This is a genomic window from Nitrosophilus alvini, assembly GCF_015100395.1.
In the GTDB taxonomy this organism is placed as follows: Bacteria; Campylobacterota; Campylobacteria; order Campylobacterales; family Nitratiruptoraceae; genus Nitrosophilus; species Nitrosophilus alvini.
Genome location: NZ_AP022847.1, coordinates 72,814 through 90,016, shown reverse-complemented (window position 1 = coordinate 90,016; position 17,203 = coordinate 72,814). Strand labels below are relative to the sequence as shown.

The following is a 17,203-nucleotide window of genomic DNA, read 5'->3' as shown; positions in this document are numbered from 1 at the left end:
TATCTGACACCCACACCCACACTCACACTAAAACTGTATCATTCCCTCGGTGGGGCTTGAAGCCGTAGCGTACGGTTTTTTCGGAATTCTGCCGGCAAGATAACTCATCCTACCGGCTCTTACCGCATCTCTCATCGCTTTTGCCATCAAAACCGGATCTTTTGCCTGGGCAATTGCGGTGTTTGTCAAAACCCCGTCGGCACCAAGCTCCATAGCTATTGCCGCGTCGCTTGCGCACCCAACGCCTGCATCTACTATAACTGGAACTTTTACAGCCTCTTTGACAAATACAACATTGTATTTATTCTGTATTCCAAGACCGCTTCCAATGGGAGCAGCAAGAGGCATAACCGCTGCAGCGCCCGCATCTTCAAGCTTTTTTGCCATAATCGGATCGTCGTTTGTGTATGCAAGGACCGTAAATCCCTCTTTTGCCAAAACCTCACAGGCTTTGAGGGTCTCTATGACATCTGGATAAAGTGTTTTTTGAGTATCTCCGATGACTTCAAGTTTTATAAAATCTATTCCGGTTGCCTCTTTGACAAGTCTGAAAAGAGTTATCGCCTCTTCGGCGGTTGTACATCCGGCGCTGTTTGGAAGAAACTGTATATTGGTATCTTTGAAATAGTCCATAAGGTTTTCTTCGTCCGGATTTGTGATATTCACTCGTCTTACCGCAACTGTTATCATCTCCGCTTCACTGGCTATCGTGGCATCTCTCGTGGTTTGAAAATCGGGATATTTTCCGCTCCCCACTATAAGTCTGCTTTTAAATGTTTTATTGCCTATTTTTAACAAATCTTCCATACTTTCTCCTTCACTTTTTGGCATTATATATTTACAATATAAAAGAGTGAAAATTTTTATTTATTATATTTTATATTTTATTTTTTTAAAAGTTTTATTACTGTTTTCGGAAGAATTTCATACTCTATGGCATGAATTTTTGCTTCAAACTCTTCAAAACTCTCATTCTCTCTGTGAAAACACTCCTGCTCAAGTATCTCGCCCGAATCAAGCTCGCTGCTTACTCTGTGAACTGTCGCACCAGCAACTTTCATATCGCTAGCATAGCTTCTCTCAATCGCTTTTGTTCCTTTGAAAAGCGGCAGCAAAGAGGGGTGAATATTTATCGCATTTTTAATGTTGTCCGTAAAAACGGGACTCAGTATTCTCATAAAACCCGCAAGAACTACAAGATCCGGCGAATATTTTTTTATCTTTTCTACCAAAACTCCGTCAAACTCCTCTCTAGAAGAATATCTGTCGTGCAAAATTATATCTACGGAAATGTTATTACTTCTTGCAACATTTATACCTTCGGCTTTTTCGTTGTTTGTAATCGCTGCAGCTATCTCAATAGTTATATCTCCAAACCGCTTTTTGTGTACCTTTTGGATAAGATTTTTAAGATTTGTTCCTTTCCCGCTAAATAGCACCACCACTCTTTTTACAAGCATCCCACAGCCTCTATCAAATCTTTGGGTGTCAGAGCGAAGTTCGCTTTTTTTACTTTTTTTGCTGCAAACGAGTGAGCAAGCGTTCCCTGGATGGCTGCATCAAGCGAATCGTACCCCTGCGCAAGCAGAGCGCCTATAAGGCCCGTCAGCACATCTCCGCTACCTCCTTTGCTTAGGGCATTGGAGCCGTACGGATTTACAAAAAGCTCCGCCCCTTTTGCAACAATCACATTGGCGCCTTTCAACACCAATACCGCATTTGGGAATTTTTCGCAAAATTTCAGTACAAGTTCAAAACGTCTCTTCTGCACCTCTTTTGCATCCGTCTCGCAGATACCGGAAATTTTAAGCAAAGAAGCAAACTCTTTCGGATGAGGTGTAAGTACGATTTTCTCTCTTTTTAGAATAGATAGAATTTTTTTCGAATAGAAGAGGTCTGCATCTATTACAAGAGGAAAATCGTTTTTCAAAATAAGAGTTTCAAACTCATCATCGCTATATTCACACCCCAGCCCCATTCCTACAGCAATGGAAGTGGTTGTTTTGGGAAGTGAATTTGCATGCATCAGCTCGTAAGGAACGGCGATTTTTTCATTTGATACGACAGTTACAAGCCCTGCGCCGAAATTTAGCGCCGAAAGAGCCGCCATAATCGCCGCTCCCTCTTTTTCACCGGCAATTACCGCAAGATGGCCGTAGTCTCCTTTGTTCGATGAGAGTTTTTCCCTGACCGGCGGTCTGAAATCATCAGTTTCAAGTACCCTGTAAAAACTGGGCTCTTCGTAAAGAGTACGGCTGACACCTAGATCAGCAACATCTATTTCACCAACATAGTCTTTTGCAAAGTCCGAATAAAGCGCCAGTTTCAATGCTCCCATAGTTATGGTTCTGTCCGCTTTGAAAGCGGTTGGCAGAAGATTTCCGTTTTTGTCTATCCCTGTTGGAATATCACACGCTATTTTGAATCCTTTCATAGCATTCAGTTTTTCGATAATTTCGATTGCTTTTTCATTTAAAGGCTTGGTAAGCCCAGCTCCAAACATAGCATCAACTATCACATCGGCCTCTTGAATAGTTTCACTCTCTTTTCCGCCGACAGCCTCAAACCTCTCTAGCTGCAAAAGAGCCATCTGAGATTTTGCACCAAAGGGCAGGAACAAAAAAACTTCATAATCGCCCAGCAGCTGCCTTGCAAGCGTTATGCCGTCTGCCCCGTTGTTTCCCGGTCCGGAAACTATCAAAACTTTTGAATTTTTTGCAAAATTTGCCCTGATAAAACTGTTCATAGCTTCCGCTGCTTGTTCCATAAGTATATCTTCGGGAAGCAAGTATGCGTCATAACATTTTCTATCCAGAAAGTCTACCTTCTCGTATAGATTTTGCATTTGTACCCCTCTTTAACTCTTTATAATCTCACCGAATCTGTATCTGGCAAATACCATAAATTTTTTGAAAAGCTCGCTTTTATATTTGTCTTTGTGATAAAGCTGCAGAAACTCTCTTTCAAAATCGAACCCTTTCAGTTTTATTTCAAAAAGTTCGCCTCTTTCTATCTCTTTTTGTACCGCAATTTTTGAAAGGCAGCTAAGAGAATCATCCAGTTTCATAAGCACACTCTTTATAGCCTCTGTATGAGCAAGTTCCAGAAATATATTCATATCAGGAACAAACCTTCTGATCTTATCCAGAAACACTGCTCTTGTTCCTGATCCTATCTCTCTTAATATCCATTTTTTGTCAAGAAGATTGTCTATATAATACTCTTTTCTTTTTTTAAGATTTTTATCTCCAGTAACTATAACAAGTTCATCTACTCCCATAACTTCTTCTACAATACATGTACTATCTATCGCTCCTTCTATATATCCAAGATCTGCCACACCGTTCTCTATCATCTCTATTATCTCTTTCGTATTGCCTATTTTCATAGAAATTTTTACTTCCGGATACCTTTGCATATATTCGCATATAATATGAGGCATGATATAATCGGCGATAGTCGTACTTGCCGCTATTATAAGTTCGCCCTTGTTATCCTGCGAACTGAACTCCTCTTCTATATCTTTAAGTTTCTGTACAAGAGGCTCGATCTCGTGAGCAAAAGCACGCCCTTTTTCATTGAGTACCAGTTTCTTCTGAATCCTGTCAAAGAGTTTGCATCCCATTGTTGACTCAAGCTCTTTGATAGACATAGATACAGCAGACTGACTGAGTCCAAGCTCGTTGGCTACATGCGTAAGATGCCCTGTTTTTGCGACTTCCAAAAAGATTTCCATCTGTCTTAGCGTAATTTTCATATCGCACCTCTTTTTCAGATATTCTGATTATAATATAACATTTTATTTATTTTACTTATTTTAAAAATAATATTATAATTGGTTACAAATATTTTAACTTTTTGTTATACAAAAGGGGCGTTATGGCGTTTAGCAAAGAAAATATCAGAAGTACACTAAATGGTATTCTTTTTGTTGCACTCTTTACTGTGGCAGCTATAGATATTGCTGAAATACCGATATTGAAAAGTCTAGGTATCAGCCCTCTTATCATAGGTATTGTTATAGGTATGTTTTATGCAAATACTCTCAGAAATCATCTACCCGCTGCATGGGTTCCCGGAATTATCTTTAGTGCGAAGACTCTGCTAAGGACTGCCATTGTCCTTTACGGTTTCAGGATAACCTTTCAGCAGATAGAAGCTGTAGGCATGGCCGGACTTCTAGTCTCCATCATTATGCTCTCTTCAACATTTATCTTAGGGGTTTTAATAGGTACAAAACTTTTCAAACTTGATCGCGATACAGCAGTTTTGTGTGCATCGGGTTCTTCTGTTTGCGGTGCAGCTGCAGTTTTGGCAACGGAACCGGTACTCAAGGCCGAACCGTACAAGAGTGCCATTGCCGTTGGTACGGTAGTTCTTTTCGGAACAATTGCAATGTTCGTATATCCTGCACTCTATAAAGCCGGTATTTTTGATATGGATCCTTCCACATACGGCATATATGTGGGCGGAACCGTACATGAAGTTGCGCAGGTGGTAGCTGCCGGAGGATCTATTGACGGATCGGCAGACAACGCAATCATAGTAAAGATGACGCGTGTCATGATGATAGCTCCCCTTCTTATAATACTCGGTATAGTTCTTGCAAGAAGTGCATCCAAAGATAGTAAAGAGGGCAAGATAAAAGTTACCATTCCATGGTTTGCCGTATGGTTTATCGTCATGGCTGGCATACACTCAATCGGCTTCATACCGGAAAATATCATAAGCGTTATAAACGATGTTGACACATTTTTGCTGACAATGGCTATGACGGCCTTGGGAATGGAAACAAATGCACAAAAATTTAAACAGGCAGGTGCAAAACCTATACTGGTTGCACTTATCATGGCTCTTTGGCTTCTTATAGGCGGCTATTTTATAACTAAATGGGTTGTAGCAGCTTTATGCTGATCTTACAAAACTATCCCGTATCGCAAAGGATTCTTCTTTTGCGATATCATCTCAATTAACTCAAATCTCTGCTCTTTTTCTGTAGCTCAGTGCCTCAAACAGATCGGATTTTCCGATTTTTTCTTTCCCGTTCAAATCTGCAATAGTTCTTGAAACTCTTTTTATCTTATTTATGCTTCTGAAAGAGAGAGAAAATTTTGAGACCGCCTTTTGAAGAATCTCCTGTGCCTCCTCATCTAACATACAATACTCTTCTATCTCTTTTTCATTCAGTTTTCCGTTAAAATCTCTTTGCCCTCTTCTCTTTTGCATAACAAAAGCTTCCAATACTTTCTCAAACATCTCTTTACTCGATACGGTGGACTTGTCATCTTGTGACGTCTCATTCATTCGGACATATATGTCCAATCTGTCTAAAAACGGCTCAGAGAGTCTGTTTTTGTATCTTTGAATCTCTAACTCACTGCATCTGCACTCTTTTGAACTGCTCATAAGATTTCCGCAGGGACATGGATTTTGCGCCGCAGCAAAAAGAAACTTTGTCTCATATTCCGTTTTTGTATTCACTCTTGATATAAGTATCCTGTTATCCTCCAAAGGCTCTCTCAAAGCCTCCAGTACGCTTTTTGGAAAATGGGGAAGTTCATCGAAAAAAAGTATACCTCTGTTTGAAAGAGCAACTTCTCCTATCCTTGCACTGAGAGTCCCTCCTCCGAAAATACTTGCCCTTGTGGAGGTATGATGGGGTGAGCGGAACGGACGCAGAGGCCTGAAACCGGGCTCTTTCGTATCCATTGCTTCAAGTTTTGCAATTTCAAGTATCTCTTCAAGGCTTAAAGGAGGCAGAATATACCTAAGCCTTTTGGATATCATACTTTTTCCGCATCCGGGACTCCCTTCAAAAAGTATGTTGTGAAACCCTGCTGCACTGACAAGAGCCGCTCTTTTCGCAACTTCCTGCCCTTTTACATCGATAAAGTCGTATTCGAAACTCTTTTGATAATAGTATAAAACCTCATCTATTTTTATACTTTCCGCTTCTATTTTTCCGGCAGGCTCGCTCCGGAGGTTTCGCTCCTTGAAAAAGGATATGGCATCTTTGAGAGTATCGATACAGTAAAGTTCTATTCCGGGAATTTTCGAGAGTTTGTCTCTGCTCTCTTTGGGTGCTACTACTCTTATATTTTTCTCTTTTCGCGCCAGGGAGAGAACAAGAGGAAAGATAGAGAGCGTATCTTTTACTTTTCCGTCAAGTCCCAATTCTCCGAATGTATAAAATCCATCAGTTTTTGTTTTCTCTTTCTGAAGCGCAACGGCAAGAGCGATCGGCAGATCAAAATGGCTTCCCTGTTTTTTCAGATCGGAAGGTGAAAGATTTATAGTAAGTTTTTGGGGAGGAAACCTGAATCCTATATATACCAAAGCTGCTTTTACACGCTCTTTTGCCTCTTGTATGGAGCTTGATGCAAGGCCGACTATGGAAAAGGAGGGAAGGGCTCTTACAAGAGAGCTTTCAACCTCTACTCTTTTCGCTTCGTTTGCGTCTAATGTTGCGCAAAGAAGTGTTTTCATAAAAATCCTTTAAAAAAGCGAAGGTGCTCTGTATAAAAAGAGCCTCAAATCACCCTTTTCCTCTTGCTCCTTTAGCCCCTTTTGTAGCTTTTTTTCTTTTTTTCCACTCTTTTTCAAACTTTTTTCTTTTTAAAATGGAGAGTTTTTCTATGAAGAGATGTCCGTTTAGATGGTCTATCTCATGCTGGAATGCAATCGCCAGAAGACCGTCTGTTTCGATAACTTTTTTTTCACCGTATCTGTCCTGAAACTCAACCTTTACCCATTCGGCTCTTTCTACATCGTCATAATATTCAGGAACGCTCAGACACCCTTCCGTATAAACCGCCGATCCTCTCTTTTCAAGAATTACAGGATTTATAACCTCCAAAAGAGCCTCTTTTGGTTGGTTTCCCTCTTCGTCCGGCAGGTTTATGATAAGAGCTCTCAAAGGCACGCCTATCTGTATTGCAGCAAGGCCTATGCCGTTTTTGGCGATCATAGTCTCGTACATATCATCCAGAAGAGTGTGGAGATTTTCATCAAAAGACTCTACCGGTTTTGAAACCTCTTTTAGTCTTTTGTCGGGATATACAACAACTTCTCTTATCATCTATTTGAAACTCTTTTTCAAAACCTCGTCTATTAGTCCGTACTCTTTTGCATCTTCGGAACTCATAAAGAAGTCTCTGTCGGTATCTTTCGATATCTTTTTCAGACTCTGCCCTGTATTTTCCGCAAGTATCTCGTTAAGCATATGTTTTAGTCTAACTATCTCTTTTGCCTGGATCTCTATATCGGTAGCCTGTCCCTGCGCGCCTCCCAAAGGCTGGTGTATCATTATCCTTGCATGAGGAAGAGCGTATCTTTTTCCTTTGGCTCCGCTGCTCAGAAGAAAGGCTCCCATAGACGCCGCCTGTCCTATACATATAGTACATATGTCCGGCTTTATATAATTCATAGTGTCATATATGCTCAGTCCGCTTGTGATAACGCCTCCCGGCGAATTTATATAAAGATATATATCTTTGTCCGGATCTTCGGCTTCTAAAAAAAGAAGCTGTGCTACAACGGAAGAAGCAACCGCATCGTTGATCTCTCCGCTCAGCATTATTATTCTGTCTTTGAGAAGCCTTGAAAATATATCGTAGCTTCTCTCTCCTCTCCCCGTTCTTTCGATAACATAGGGAATGTAATAGCTCATTATTTCTGCTCCATCTTTTTGTTAAGTAGTGCTGTTAGAAGTTTATCTTCTATCATAGCCATTTTTATCGCGGGAATCAAGCCCTGCTTCTGATACATCTCAAGAATTTCCTGAGGATTCTCTCCCATCTGCATCGCTTCGAAGTAGATAGTCTGAATAACTTCCTGATCATTTACCTCTATCTTTTCCGCTTTTGCAAGTGCATCTACTATAAACGTAGCTTTCACGCTTCTTTGAGCCTCTTCTTTAAAAGAGTCTCTAAGCTCTTTTATCTTATCTTCATTTTCTCTAAGCTCTTTTAGCTCCTCTTCGGTCATATTCTGTAGTTTCTTTCTAAGATGCAGATCAATCTCCTGCTCTACAATATTTTTCGGTAGGTCAAATTCGAACTTTTCCACAAGAGCTTCGATAAGCTTAGGCTTCAGCTCCTCGTTATAGAGTTTGCTGAGTTTTGCGGATTTAAGCTCCTCTCTAACCTTTTCTCTGAGTTTTTCTACCGTAGCATCTTCTTCATTTAGAAGTTTTTTTGCAAGTTCGTCATCCAACTCCACATCTTCTTTAACCCGAATCTCTTTGAGTGTTACATCAAACTTTGCAGGTTTACCGGCTATATCTTTATTATGATAATCTTCAGGGAATGTAACCTCTATCGTTTTGGTTTCACCGGGTTTCATACCTATAAGCTGCTCTTCAAATCCTTCGATAAACTGTCCGCTTCCTATTTTGAGGCTGAAGTTCTGTGCACTTCCTCCTTCAAGCTCTTTGCCTTCAACATACCCTTTGAAATCTATAACGGCTGTATCACCCTCTTGAAGCGGTCTATCCTCTTCCACTTTTTTCAAAGGAGCCGCCGACTCCACAAGCTGCTTTATCCTCTCTTCAACTTCCTCTTCAGTTACCTCGGGCTCTTCAAAATCGGGAACTACCTCTTCGTATCCTTCAATATCGATTTGAGGTCTGAAACTTACAGTAATTACCGCTTCTATTGCTTCTTCTGTTCTGTTGAACTCTTCAAATTTCGGCTCTCCCAAAAGCTCATCTTTTTTTATTCCGGCTTCTTCGATACCTTTGTTCAAAGCTTCCTGGAAAAGCTGCGATTCAGCATCTTGTGTAAGTTTTTGTCCATATTTCTTTTTAACTATGGCTACAGGTACTTTGCCTTTTCTAAATCCCGGCATATCCATAGTTTTTGCAAGCTGTTTTGCAATCTTTTCACTTTTGTTCTCTATCTCTTTTTTGTCGATTTTCGCTTCGATTTTAACATTTGCGTTATCTGTTTTTGAAGTTTTTACTTCCATATTTTCCCTTTTTAAACAAAATTTGTCGCTTATTTTAGCAAAATCTTTCTTTACATTATCTATAATATACTGTTTTAATAAACAGACAAGCAAAAAACGGCTATAAATGTGGCAAATTTTTTACGAGGAAAAAATATGGATAAAAAAACAGAGTTTGAAAATGCAGTAAAAAAAATTTTAACTCTTATAGGAGAGGACCCTGAGAGAGATGGCTTGAAAAAAACACCTGAAAGAGTATTTAAAGCATATGAGCATCTATGTAGCGGTTACAGTAAAAATCCGGCCGATATATTGAATGAAGCACTTTTTGAGAGTACAAACGATGAAATGGTAGTAGTAAGAGACATTGAATTCTACTCTCTTTGCGAACATCATCTACTGCCAGTTATCGGACGTGCACATATAGCATATATTCCCGACGGAAAAGTTGTAGGTCTTTCAAAAATTCCCAGAATGGTAGAAGTATTTGCAAGAAGGCTCCAGATACAGGAACAGATGACAGAACAGATTGCAGATGCTATAATGGAGACAGTAAAACCTAAAGGCGTTGGAGTAGTTCTTCAGGCCAGGCATATGTGTATGGAGATGAGAGGAGTTGAAAAAATCTGCTCTACTACGGTAAGTTCTGCTATCAGAGGAATATTCAGAGAACAGAAAACCAGAGAAGAGTTTTTTAATATTATCAATTCACCTGTTAGTAATAGGTTTTAATATTTCTTTAAGTTTTAATAAGGTAATATTTGCCAAGCTTAATTAGGACTAAAATTGTCTGATTTAGAGGAGAAAAAATGAGAGTCTATCTGGACAACAACGCCACAACAATGGTCGATCCGAAAGTAAAAGAGGCGATGGATCCTTTCTTTTGCGAAATATACGGCAATCCAAACTCGCTGCACGATTTCGGTACGGCAAGCCATCCATATCTAAGACGTGCGATGGATCAGTTGTACAGCGGTATTAACGCAAGCGATGAAGATGATGTAGTAGTGACTTCATGCGCGACAGAATCAAACAACTGGGTCATAAAATCGGTATATTTTGATCATATTCTTAATGGCAACAAAAATCATGTTATCACATCGGAAGTAGAACACCCCTCCGTAATAGCAGCATTTAAATGGCTGGAGAAAAGAGGTGTTAACGTAACCTATCTTCCGGTTAACAGTGAAGGTATAGTAGAAGCGCACACTGTAAAAGATTTTATAAGGGACGATACCGCTCTTGTATCGATTATGTGGGCGAACAACGAAACCGGAATGATTTTTCCGATAGAAGAGATTGCCGAAATATGCAAAGAAAGAGATGTACTGTTTCACACCGACGGCGTACAGGCGATAGGAAAAATTCCTGTCGATGTCCAGAAGGCCGGAGTCGACTATATGAGTTTCTCCGCACATAAATTTCATGGCCCCAAAGGTGTAGGAGGTCTATATATAAGAAAAGGCAAAGAGCTGACTCCTCTTCTTCACGGCGGCGAACATATGAGGGGACTTAGAAGCGGTACCCTCAATGTTCCCGGTATTGTGGGAATGGGACTTGCCATGGAGCTTGCAAACAGCTATCTTGATGTGGAGAAGACAGAGGTCAGACGCCTTAGAGACAAACTTGAAGATGCTCTTTTGGAAATTCCCGATACTTTCGTCGTCGGAAGCAGAGACAAAAGAGTGCCGAATACTATACTTATAAGTATAAGGGGCGTGGAAGGCGAAGCGATGCTTTGGGATCTCAACCGAGCAGGGATCGCAGCAAGTACCGGAAGTGCGTGCGCCAGCGAAGACCTTGAGGCAAACCCCGTTATGGAGGCTATAGGAGCCGAAGCCGACCTTGCGCATACGGCGGTAAGACTGAGCCTGAGCAGGTTTACAACCGAAGAGGAGATAGACTACACCATAAAAGAGTTTAAAAAAGCTGTAGAGAGACTAAGAAGCATATCAAGCAGTTATGCCTACAAACCGGCAAATGTTTAAGAAAGGAAAGAAAAGATGGCAAAACATGATCTAATAGGCGGCTCTATCTGGGAAGAGTACAGCCAAAAAGTACAGGATTTGATGAACAATCCCAGAAACAAAGGAGAGCTTACCGAAGAGGACGCAAAAAGACTCGGCGGACAACTTATAGTTGCCGACTATGGAGCTGAATCCTGCGGCGATGCGGTAAGATTATACTGGATAGTAGATCCGAAAACAGATAAAATTCTCGATGCAAAATTCAAATCATTCGGATGCGGTACGGCTATAGCCAGCTCCGATACTATGGTTGAACTTTGTAAAGGAAAAACAGTAGATGAAGCTGTAAAGATAACAAATATAGATGTTGAAAAAGCGATGAGAGACCATCCTGATGTTCCTGCTGTTCCGCCGCAAAAAATGCACTGCTCCGTTATGGCATACGATGTTATCAAAAAAGCCGCCTCTATATACAAAGGCGTCGATATGGAAAGTTTTGAAGATGAGATCATAGTATGTGAATGTGCGAGAGTGAGCCTTGGAACGATAAAAGAGGTTATAAAACTGAACGACCTTAAAACTGTAGAAGAGATAACAGACTACACAAAAGCCGGAGCCTTCTGTAAATCCTGTATCAGACCTGGCGGACATGAAGAGAGAGAATACTATCTTGTGGACATCCTAGAAGAGACAAGAAGAGAGATGGAAGAAGAAAAACTCAAAGAAAAAGCCGAAGCCCAGGCTGAAGGAAAAGAGGTGGCTTTCAACGATATGACGGTTGTACAGAAAATAAAAGCTATAGAAAAAGTGATAGATGAAAGTATCAGACAGTTCCTTATAATGGACGGCGGAAACCTTGAGATAATCGATGTAAAAGAGAACGGCGCCTATACAGATGTATATATCAGATATCTCGGAGCATGTTCCGGATGTGCAAGCTCAACAACCGGAACTCTTTACGCAATCGAATCCACTCTTAAAGAGAAGCTCGATCCAAATATCAGAGTTCTTCCTATCTAACCTTAAAAGAGGGCCTCTGCCCTCTTAAACAAAAAAATTTTCCGAAACCCAAACACCTATACCCATTATCCCCAAAGTTACAACAAAAAACTGAGTCAATCTCCATCCCAGATGTCTTCCCCCAAGCCAATATACAATACCCAGTTTTACAATAGAATTTGTTACAGAGGCAATGACTATGCCGTTCATAGAAACACTCAGGTGAAGTTTCTGTTCTCTTGAAAGCTCAGAAAGAGAAAGCGTAATGGCATCCACATCGGTAATACCGGAAAAAAAAGATACCACATATACTCCTACATCCCCGTATTTTGTTTTTACAAAAGCGATGGCTCCATAAATAAGTCCAAATAAAATTCCAAATTTTATTGCCTCACTGAGTTGTAAAGGATTTTTCATAATTGCACTGTTTTCAAATGAAATCTCGGCTGTTCGCGAAAAGCGATAAAAATAGTAGCTGAAACCAAACCCTGCCAAAGCAGCTCCCGCAAAAGCAGGAACAAGTTTTTCGGCAAGTCCCGGATAGATCACGGCCGCCTCAAAAAGTACCCGCAGATACATAAAAGTACAGGCGATTGCAATACCTCCCGCATAATTGCTTATATACTCTTTTTGAAAATTGTAAAGCTTAGAAAGTGTGATAGAAACAGCGGTAGAAGAGATAAGCCCTCCAAAAGCACCTGTAAGAAATACTCCCCGTTTGTTACCTAGTATCTTTATAGCCGCATATCCAACAAAAGAGATAGCTGCTATAATTACGGCCATAAGCCATGTCTTGTAGGGATTGAATAGATTATACGGTCCCATCATCCTGTCGGGAAGTACCGGCAAAACAACAAAGCTCATCGCCATAAGCAAAATTGCGGCATTTATATCGGCGGCGGTTAGATGTGACTCAAAACGCTGAAGTCTCGGTTTTATATCAAGCAGTATAACTATAAGCACACCCAAAAATACCGCATAATTTTCCAAATCATAATAGATCATCAATCCCAAAAAATAAGTAATCAATGCCGCAATCTGCGTAGTTATACCTTTTTTGCCCCCTATAGCCGCCTTGATATAGTAGGATATCGCTATCAAAACCCCTAGTATAGATATAGCTAAAGGAACGATATTTTCTATATACTCTTGCATCCATCCGGAAAGATATCCGAGCAGACAAATCAATGCAAAAGTCCTAGAACCGGCAAAAGGAATACGGTTTTGCTGCATATGTGCAAGTGTACGCTGCATACCGATCACAAATCCCAATACCAACGCTATCAGCAGCGATTTGATAATACTATATTCAAGTACCACTATTTTCCTTTTTTCCGGCTATAAACCTTTCGATCCATTTGTACAATTCTACCGCAACGAAAAGCGGAACTGCAACAGCAAAAATCAATCCCCAGTCAGCAAGGCGAAGAGGCACGGTATGAAGGGTCTGCTGTAAAAAAGGTACATACACAGCCGCAACCTGTGCTCCTACAGTCAAAAGCCAGGCACCTATCAACCATGGATTTGAGAAAAAGCCTATAAAAGGAATGGGATCTTTTAAAGAACGGTAATTGAATACATTCACCTTTTCAAGTATTATTATGCCCGTAAAGGCTGCTGTCTGAGCCATGGCAACAGCCTGTGCCTGAGGCATTTCGAGAGAGAGATAGTGGTGAAAAAGCCAAAGCGTAGCGGCAGCTATATAACCTCCAAGCAACAGTATCATAATGACTCCCCTTGTCTGTAGAAAAGGCGCATTTACAGAAAGGGGCGGACGCTTCATAATTCCTTTTTCAGCTTTTTCCATACCCAGAGCGACAGCTGTCAGGCTGTCTGTTACCAGATTCATCCAAAGAATCTGTACAGGCAGCAAAATAAGGGGTCCGCCCAAAAGTATGTTTATAAATATAGCCATTACTTCACCGGTATTGGAAGAAAGTAGATATGTGACAAATTTTTTTATATTATCATACTGTCTTCGTCCCTCTTTTACGGCATTTATAATCGTCGCAAAATTGTCATCAAGCAGTATCATATCCGCGGCACTTTTTGCCACATCTGTTCCCCTCTGCCCCATAGCTATACCGATATCCGCTTTTTTCAGAGCCGGCGCATCATTGACGCCGTCGCCGGTCATAGCGACAATCATTTTCTCCTTCTGCAAAAGCGATACGATTCGCAGTTTGTGTGCCGGTGTGGTTCGGGCAAAAACGGCCTCTTTTTTCAGAAGCGAAACAAGCTCTTCATCATCCATTTTATCAAGCTCTGAACCTACGACTACCTCCTCTGACTTCATCTCAACTGCATTTGCTATAGCTAAAGCCGTAAGAGGAGCGTCCCCTGTTATCATAACAACTTTTATCCCTGCGGATTTTGCCATTTTCACTGCCTCTGGTACTTCAGGACGAGGAGGATCGATAATCCCTACAACGCCTATCAGCGTCAGATTCTTTTCCACATCTTCTGCATCAAGACGAATATCATCAGGCAGTTCGCGTCGAGCCAATGCGAGGGTTCTCAGACCCTTTTTTGCAAGCTCTCCAAAATACTCCTCAAACCTCTTTTTCGCATCTTCATCAAGTCTCTTTTTCTCTCCGTTTTCCAGATACCAGGATGCTCTTTGGATGAGAACTTCGGGCGCGCCTTTAATATAAGCGATCTTTTTTCCGTTCTCCTCTACTATTACACTCATTCTTTTTCTATCGGAATTGAAAGAAAATTCGTTAATAATTTTTTCATTCGAAAGAACTATTCCCGCCTTATATGCCGCTACGATAAGAGATGCTTCCGTGGGTTCACCGCTTATTTTCCATTCACTATTTTCTTTATAAAGGGATGCATGATTGCATATAAGACCGGTTTTTAGCAGTTCAATCAGATCAGGCTCTCTTTTTGGATCGATTTTTTTACCCTCTTCTAAAAAACTGCCTTTCGGTTCATATCCGCTTCCGGTAACCTGTAACCTGTGCCCCATCAACCTTATCTCTTTAACAGTCATCTGGTTTTGTGTAAGTGTACCGGTTTTATCTGTACAGATAAAATTTGCACTACCAAGCGCTTCTGCAGCCTGAAGGCGTCTTAATAGTGCATTCTGCTTGACCATCGCTTTTACACCTAATGCAAGAGTTATTGTTACTACTGCCGGCAACCCTTCCGGGACAACTGCAACAGCAAGAGAGACTCCTGTCAGAAACATCTCCATAAGATCTTTTCCGAGAAAATAGCCAGCAATAGCAACAAATGCCGATATAGCGACAGAGATTACACCCAGTTTTTTCCCAAGAACTGCTAGTTTTTTCTGCAGAGGCGTTCTGGTCTCTTCAACTTCGCTTGTCATTTTCGCGATTCTTCCGAATTCAGTCCGCATAGCCGTTGCGACTACTACACCTTTGCCATATCCATTTGTAATATTTGTACCCATCCAAACCATAGAGCTTCTACCTGACAAAGGAGTATTTTCCGGTACAGGGTCTGTCTGTTTCGGAACGGGAACAGACTCTCCGGTAAGAACGGATTCATCGGCTTTGAGATTTACCGCTTCTATCAGTCTCAAATCTGCCGGAACTTTGTCGCCAATCTGCAGCTTTACCAGGTCGCCCGGCACCAGAAAGCGTGCCTCGATCTCTTTTTCTCTGCCCTCGCGTATAACTTTGCAACGGGGACTCAGCATCTTTTGAAGCGCTTCGATCGCCTTTTCGGCTCTATACTCCTGCACAAAACCCAAAATTCCGTTTAACAGAACAATGAGAAGTATTGTCCAGGTATCGCTTGTTTCACCGATCGCATAGGCGATTGCCGCTGCAATAAGCAGTATAATTATCAATATATCGGAAAACTGACGGAGAAGGATTTTATACCATCTCTCTTTTCTAGCCGTTTTCAGTTGATTTGGCCCGTAAATTTTAAAGCGTTTTCTTGCTTCATCTTCGGAAAGACCTTTTTGGGGATCCGTATGCAACAGCAAAGCTACTTCTTCAGGCTTTTTTGCATACCAAGCAGGCACAGTCGGCTTTTTCTCAGCAGCTTTGGGTTTTACTTTTTGGGGTAAGGAAACAAAAATCTCTTTTTTCCATCTGACAACCAATGCTGAGAAAAATATGGGAACTATAATCGTAGAAAGAGAGGAGGCTGCAACCAAAGCTGTAAAAAGTTTTACATCGATAATCTTCGCATCAAGCAGAAGTTTTGCAACGATTATTTCCGTCGTAAGTCTTGCATTTAGTCCTATTCCTATCACCCATGCTTCTTTCGGCGATAGTTTCTTCATAGGAACCATCAAAAAAATACCTATAAGTTTTCCCAAAAAAGCAGCTAAAAAAAGTAAAATTGCAAGTTCAGGCGACTTGATCAGCCCTTCAAGATCTATGCTAAGCCCTATCCATAAAAAGAAAATTACCCCGAAAAATCCATAACTTACAGCGCGTATGGCATAAGCAGCTCTTTGTCCCGCTTTATTGGCCGCATCAAAAACAGGCTGCATAAGCATTCCCGCCGTAATAGCGCCAACAACCAGTCCAAGCTCGGAATATTCTGCATATCCTCCGAAAAGAAAAAGTGTAATAATGGCTAAAAAAATAAGATTTGATACTTTTGTTTCAAGCCATCTGGAAAGAGGTATTAAAATCCATCTTCTTGCCACCCATGCAAACAGTACAAATACGATCAAATGAAAAACTATTTTTAATATATCTCCTTCCAGAAAGCCTGTACCGGCCTGCAGCGTTCCTATCCAAACAGAGACAAAAGCTACAAGAAAAACTTCTATTACATCATCCAATACTCCAACGCCTATAATGTAACTGCCCACTTTCGTACGTGTCAGTCTGAACTGATCAAGTATGGGAACAACTACAGCCTCTGCAGTTGGCATCCTTGTAACCCCGATAACAAAGGCTATCATCCATCCATATCCCAGATATATCATTACAGCTACACCCAAAATAAAAGGAAAAATCGTATTTAATACTGTTGCAACAACAATATCTTTACTTTGGGAACGCATCTGCTTTATATCAATTTCAGAACCAATAAAAAAGAGTAAAAACAGTACGCCTAGTTCAGCCAGTGCAGTAAATACATCACCTATAGGTCCTGTAGTCATCATAGATTTCAAAGGAGTATAGTGCAAGGCCATAGCTATAAAAAGAGCAGAGAGAATACCGGGAATTTTCAGCCGTTCTAGAAGGCCTGCAAGTAGATAGCTCATACCGAAAATCAAAGCCATAAAAAGCAGAAACTGACCTAATATCTCATTATTCATTCTACTTCCTTTAAAACAGGCCCGCTTTATC

The 17,203-nt window shown here is 40.9% G+C and carries 14 protein-coding genes; 4 read left to right on the top strand and 10 right to left on the bottom strand.

All coding sequences use genetic code 11. The annotated features are described in order from the left end of the window. Window positions 1-27 precede the first annotated feature (27 nt). From EPR_RS00495 to EPR_RS00480, 4 genes are all read right to left on the bottom strand, one after another. Window positions 28-807 (bottom strand): thiazole synthase, encoded by a 780-nt coding sequence (locus tag EPR_RS00495; RefSeq protein WP_200763008.1) that lies wholly within the window; start codon window positions 805-807, stop codon window positions 28-30. Window positions 808-884: 77 nt separating this feature from the next. After that, window positions 885-1,460 carry a phosphoribosylglycinamide formyltransferase gene (gene purN / locus EPR_RS00490; protein WP_200763006.1) on the bottom strand — a complete coding sequence of 192 codons (576 nt, stop codon included), beginning with the start codon at window positions 1,458-1,460 and terminating at the stop codon, window positions 885-887. Continuing rightward, on the bottom strand, window positions 1,451-2,845 hold the full coding sequence (locus EPR_RS00485) for an NAD(P)H-hydrate dehydratase (RefSeq protein ID WP_200763005.1): 1,395 nt from the start codon (window positions 2,843-2,845) through the stop codon (window positions 1,451-1,453). Before EPR_RS00485 ends, purN begins: the two co-directional genes overlap by 10 nt. Window positions 2,846-2,857: 12 nt before the next feature. Further along, complete coding sequence (locus EPR_RS00480) at window positions 2,858-3,757, bottom strand: LysR substrate-binding domain-containing protein (protein ID WP_200763003.1); 900 nt, start codon at window positions 3,755-3,757, stop codon at window positions 2,858-2,860. Window positions 3,758-3,879: 122 nt separating this feature from the next. Between EPR_RS00480 and EPR_RS00475 the strand changes: the two genes are divergently transcribed. Then, window positions 3,880-4,914, top strand: a complete 1,035-nt coding sequence (locus EPR_RS00475) for a YeiH family protein (protein ID WP_200763002.1) — start codon at window positions 3,880-3,882, stop codon at window positions 4,912-4,914. Between the two features lie 60 nt (window positions 4,915-4,974). Here EPR_RS00475 and EPR_RS00470 read toward each other — a convergent pair whose 3' ends face one another. From EPR_RS00470 to tig, 4 genes are read right to left on the bottom strand one after another with little or no spacing between them, the layout of a single operon-like run. After that, window positions 4,975-6,486: a YifB family Mg chelatase-like AAA ATPase gene (locus tag EPR_RS00470; RefSeq protein ID WP_200763001.1), complete on the bottom strand. Its 1,512-nt coding sequence runs from the start codon at window positions 6,484-6,486 to the stop codon at window positions 4,975-4,977. Between the two features lie 49 nt (window positions 6,487-6,535). After that, window positions 6,536-7,078 (bottom strand): peptide deformylase, encoded by a 543-nt coding sequence (gene def / locus EPR_RS00465; RefSeq protein WP_200763000.1) that lies wholly within the window; start codon window positions 7,076-7,078, stop codon window positions 6,536-6,538. Next, window positions 7,079-7,669, bottom strand: coding sequence for an ATP-dependent Clp endopeptidase proteolytic subunit ClpP (clpP, locus tag EPR_RS00460; protein ID WP_200762999.1), 591 nt, complete (start codon window positions 7,667-7,669; stop codon window positions 7,079-7,081). It lies immediately after the preceding gene. Then, window positions 7,669-8,967 (bottom strand): trigger factor, encoded by a 1,299-nt coding sequence (gene tig / locus EPR_RS00455; RefSeq protein WP_200762998.1) that lies wholly within the window; start codon window positions 8,965-8,967, stop codon window positions 7,669-7,671. The genes clpP and tig overlap by 1 nt, the downstream gene beginning before the upstream one ends. A gap of 135 nt (window positions 8,968-9,102) precedes the next feature. Between tig and folE the strand changes: the two genes are divergently transcribed. The 3 genes from folE to EPR_RS00440 all read left to right on the top strand — a co-directional run bounded on the left by folE (window position 9,103) and on the right by EPR_RS00440 (window position 11,933). Continuing rightward, a complete protein-coding gene (gene folE, locus EPR_RS00450) occupies window positions 9,103-9,678 on the top strand; it encodes a GTP cyclohydrolase I FolE (protein ID WP_200762997.1) in 576 nt (191 codons plus the stop codon). A gap of 77 nt (window positions 9,679-9,755) precedes the next feature. After that, entirely contained in the window at window positions 9,756-10,934 is a 1,179-nt protein-coding gene (locus tag EPR_RS00445) for a NifS family cysteine desulfurase (protein WP_200762996.1), read from the top strand. Window positions 10,935-10,949: 15 nt separating this feature from the next. After that, window positions 10,950-11,933 (top strand): iron-sulfur cluster assembly scaffold protein, encoded by a 984-nt coding sequence (locus EPR_RS00440; RefSeq protein ID WP_200762995.1) that lies wholly within the window; start codon window positions 10,950-10,952, stop codon window positions 11,931-11,933. Between the two features lie 24 nt (window positions 11,934-11,957). Here EPR_RS00440 and EPR_RS00435 read toward each other — a convergent pair whose 3' ends face one another. Then, window positions 11,958-13,232: an MgtC/SapB family protein gene (locus tag EPR_RS00435; RefSeq protein WP_234697139.1), complete on the bottom strand. Its 1,275-nt coding sequence runs from the start codon at window positions 13,230-13,232 to the stop codon at window positions 11,958-11,960. Further along, window positions 13,222-17,172 (bottom strand): HAD-IC family P-type ATPase, encoded by a 3,951-nt coding sequence (locus tag EPR_RS00430; protein WP_200762994.1) that lies wholly within the window; start codon window positions 17,170-17,172, stop codon window positions 13,222-13,224. Before EPR_RS00430 ends, EPR_RS00435 begins: the two co-directional genes overlap by 11 nt. Between the last annotated feature and the right edge of the window lie 31 nt (window positions 17,173-17,203).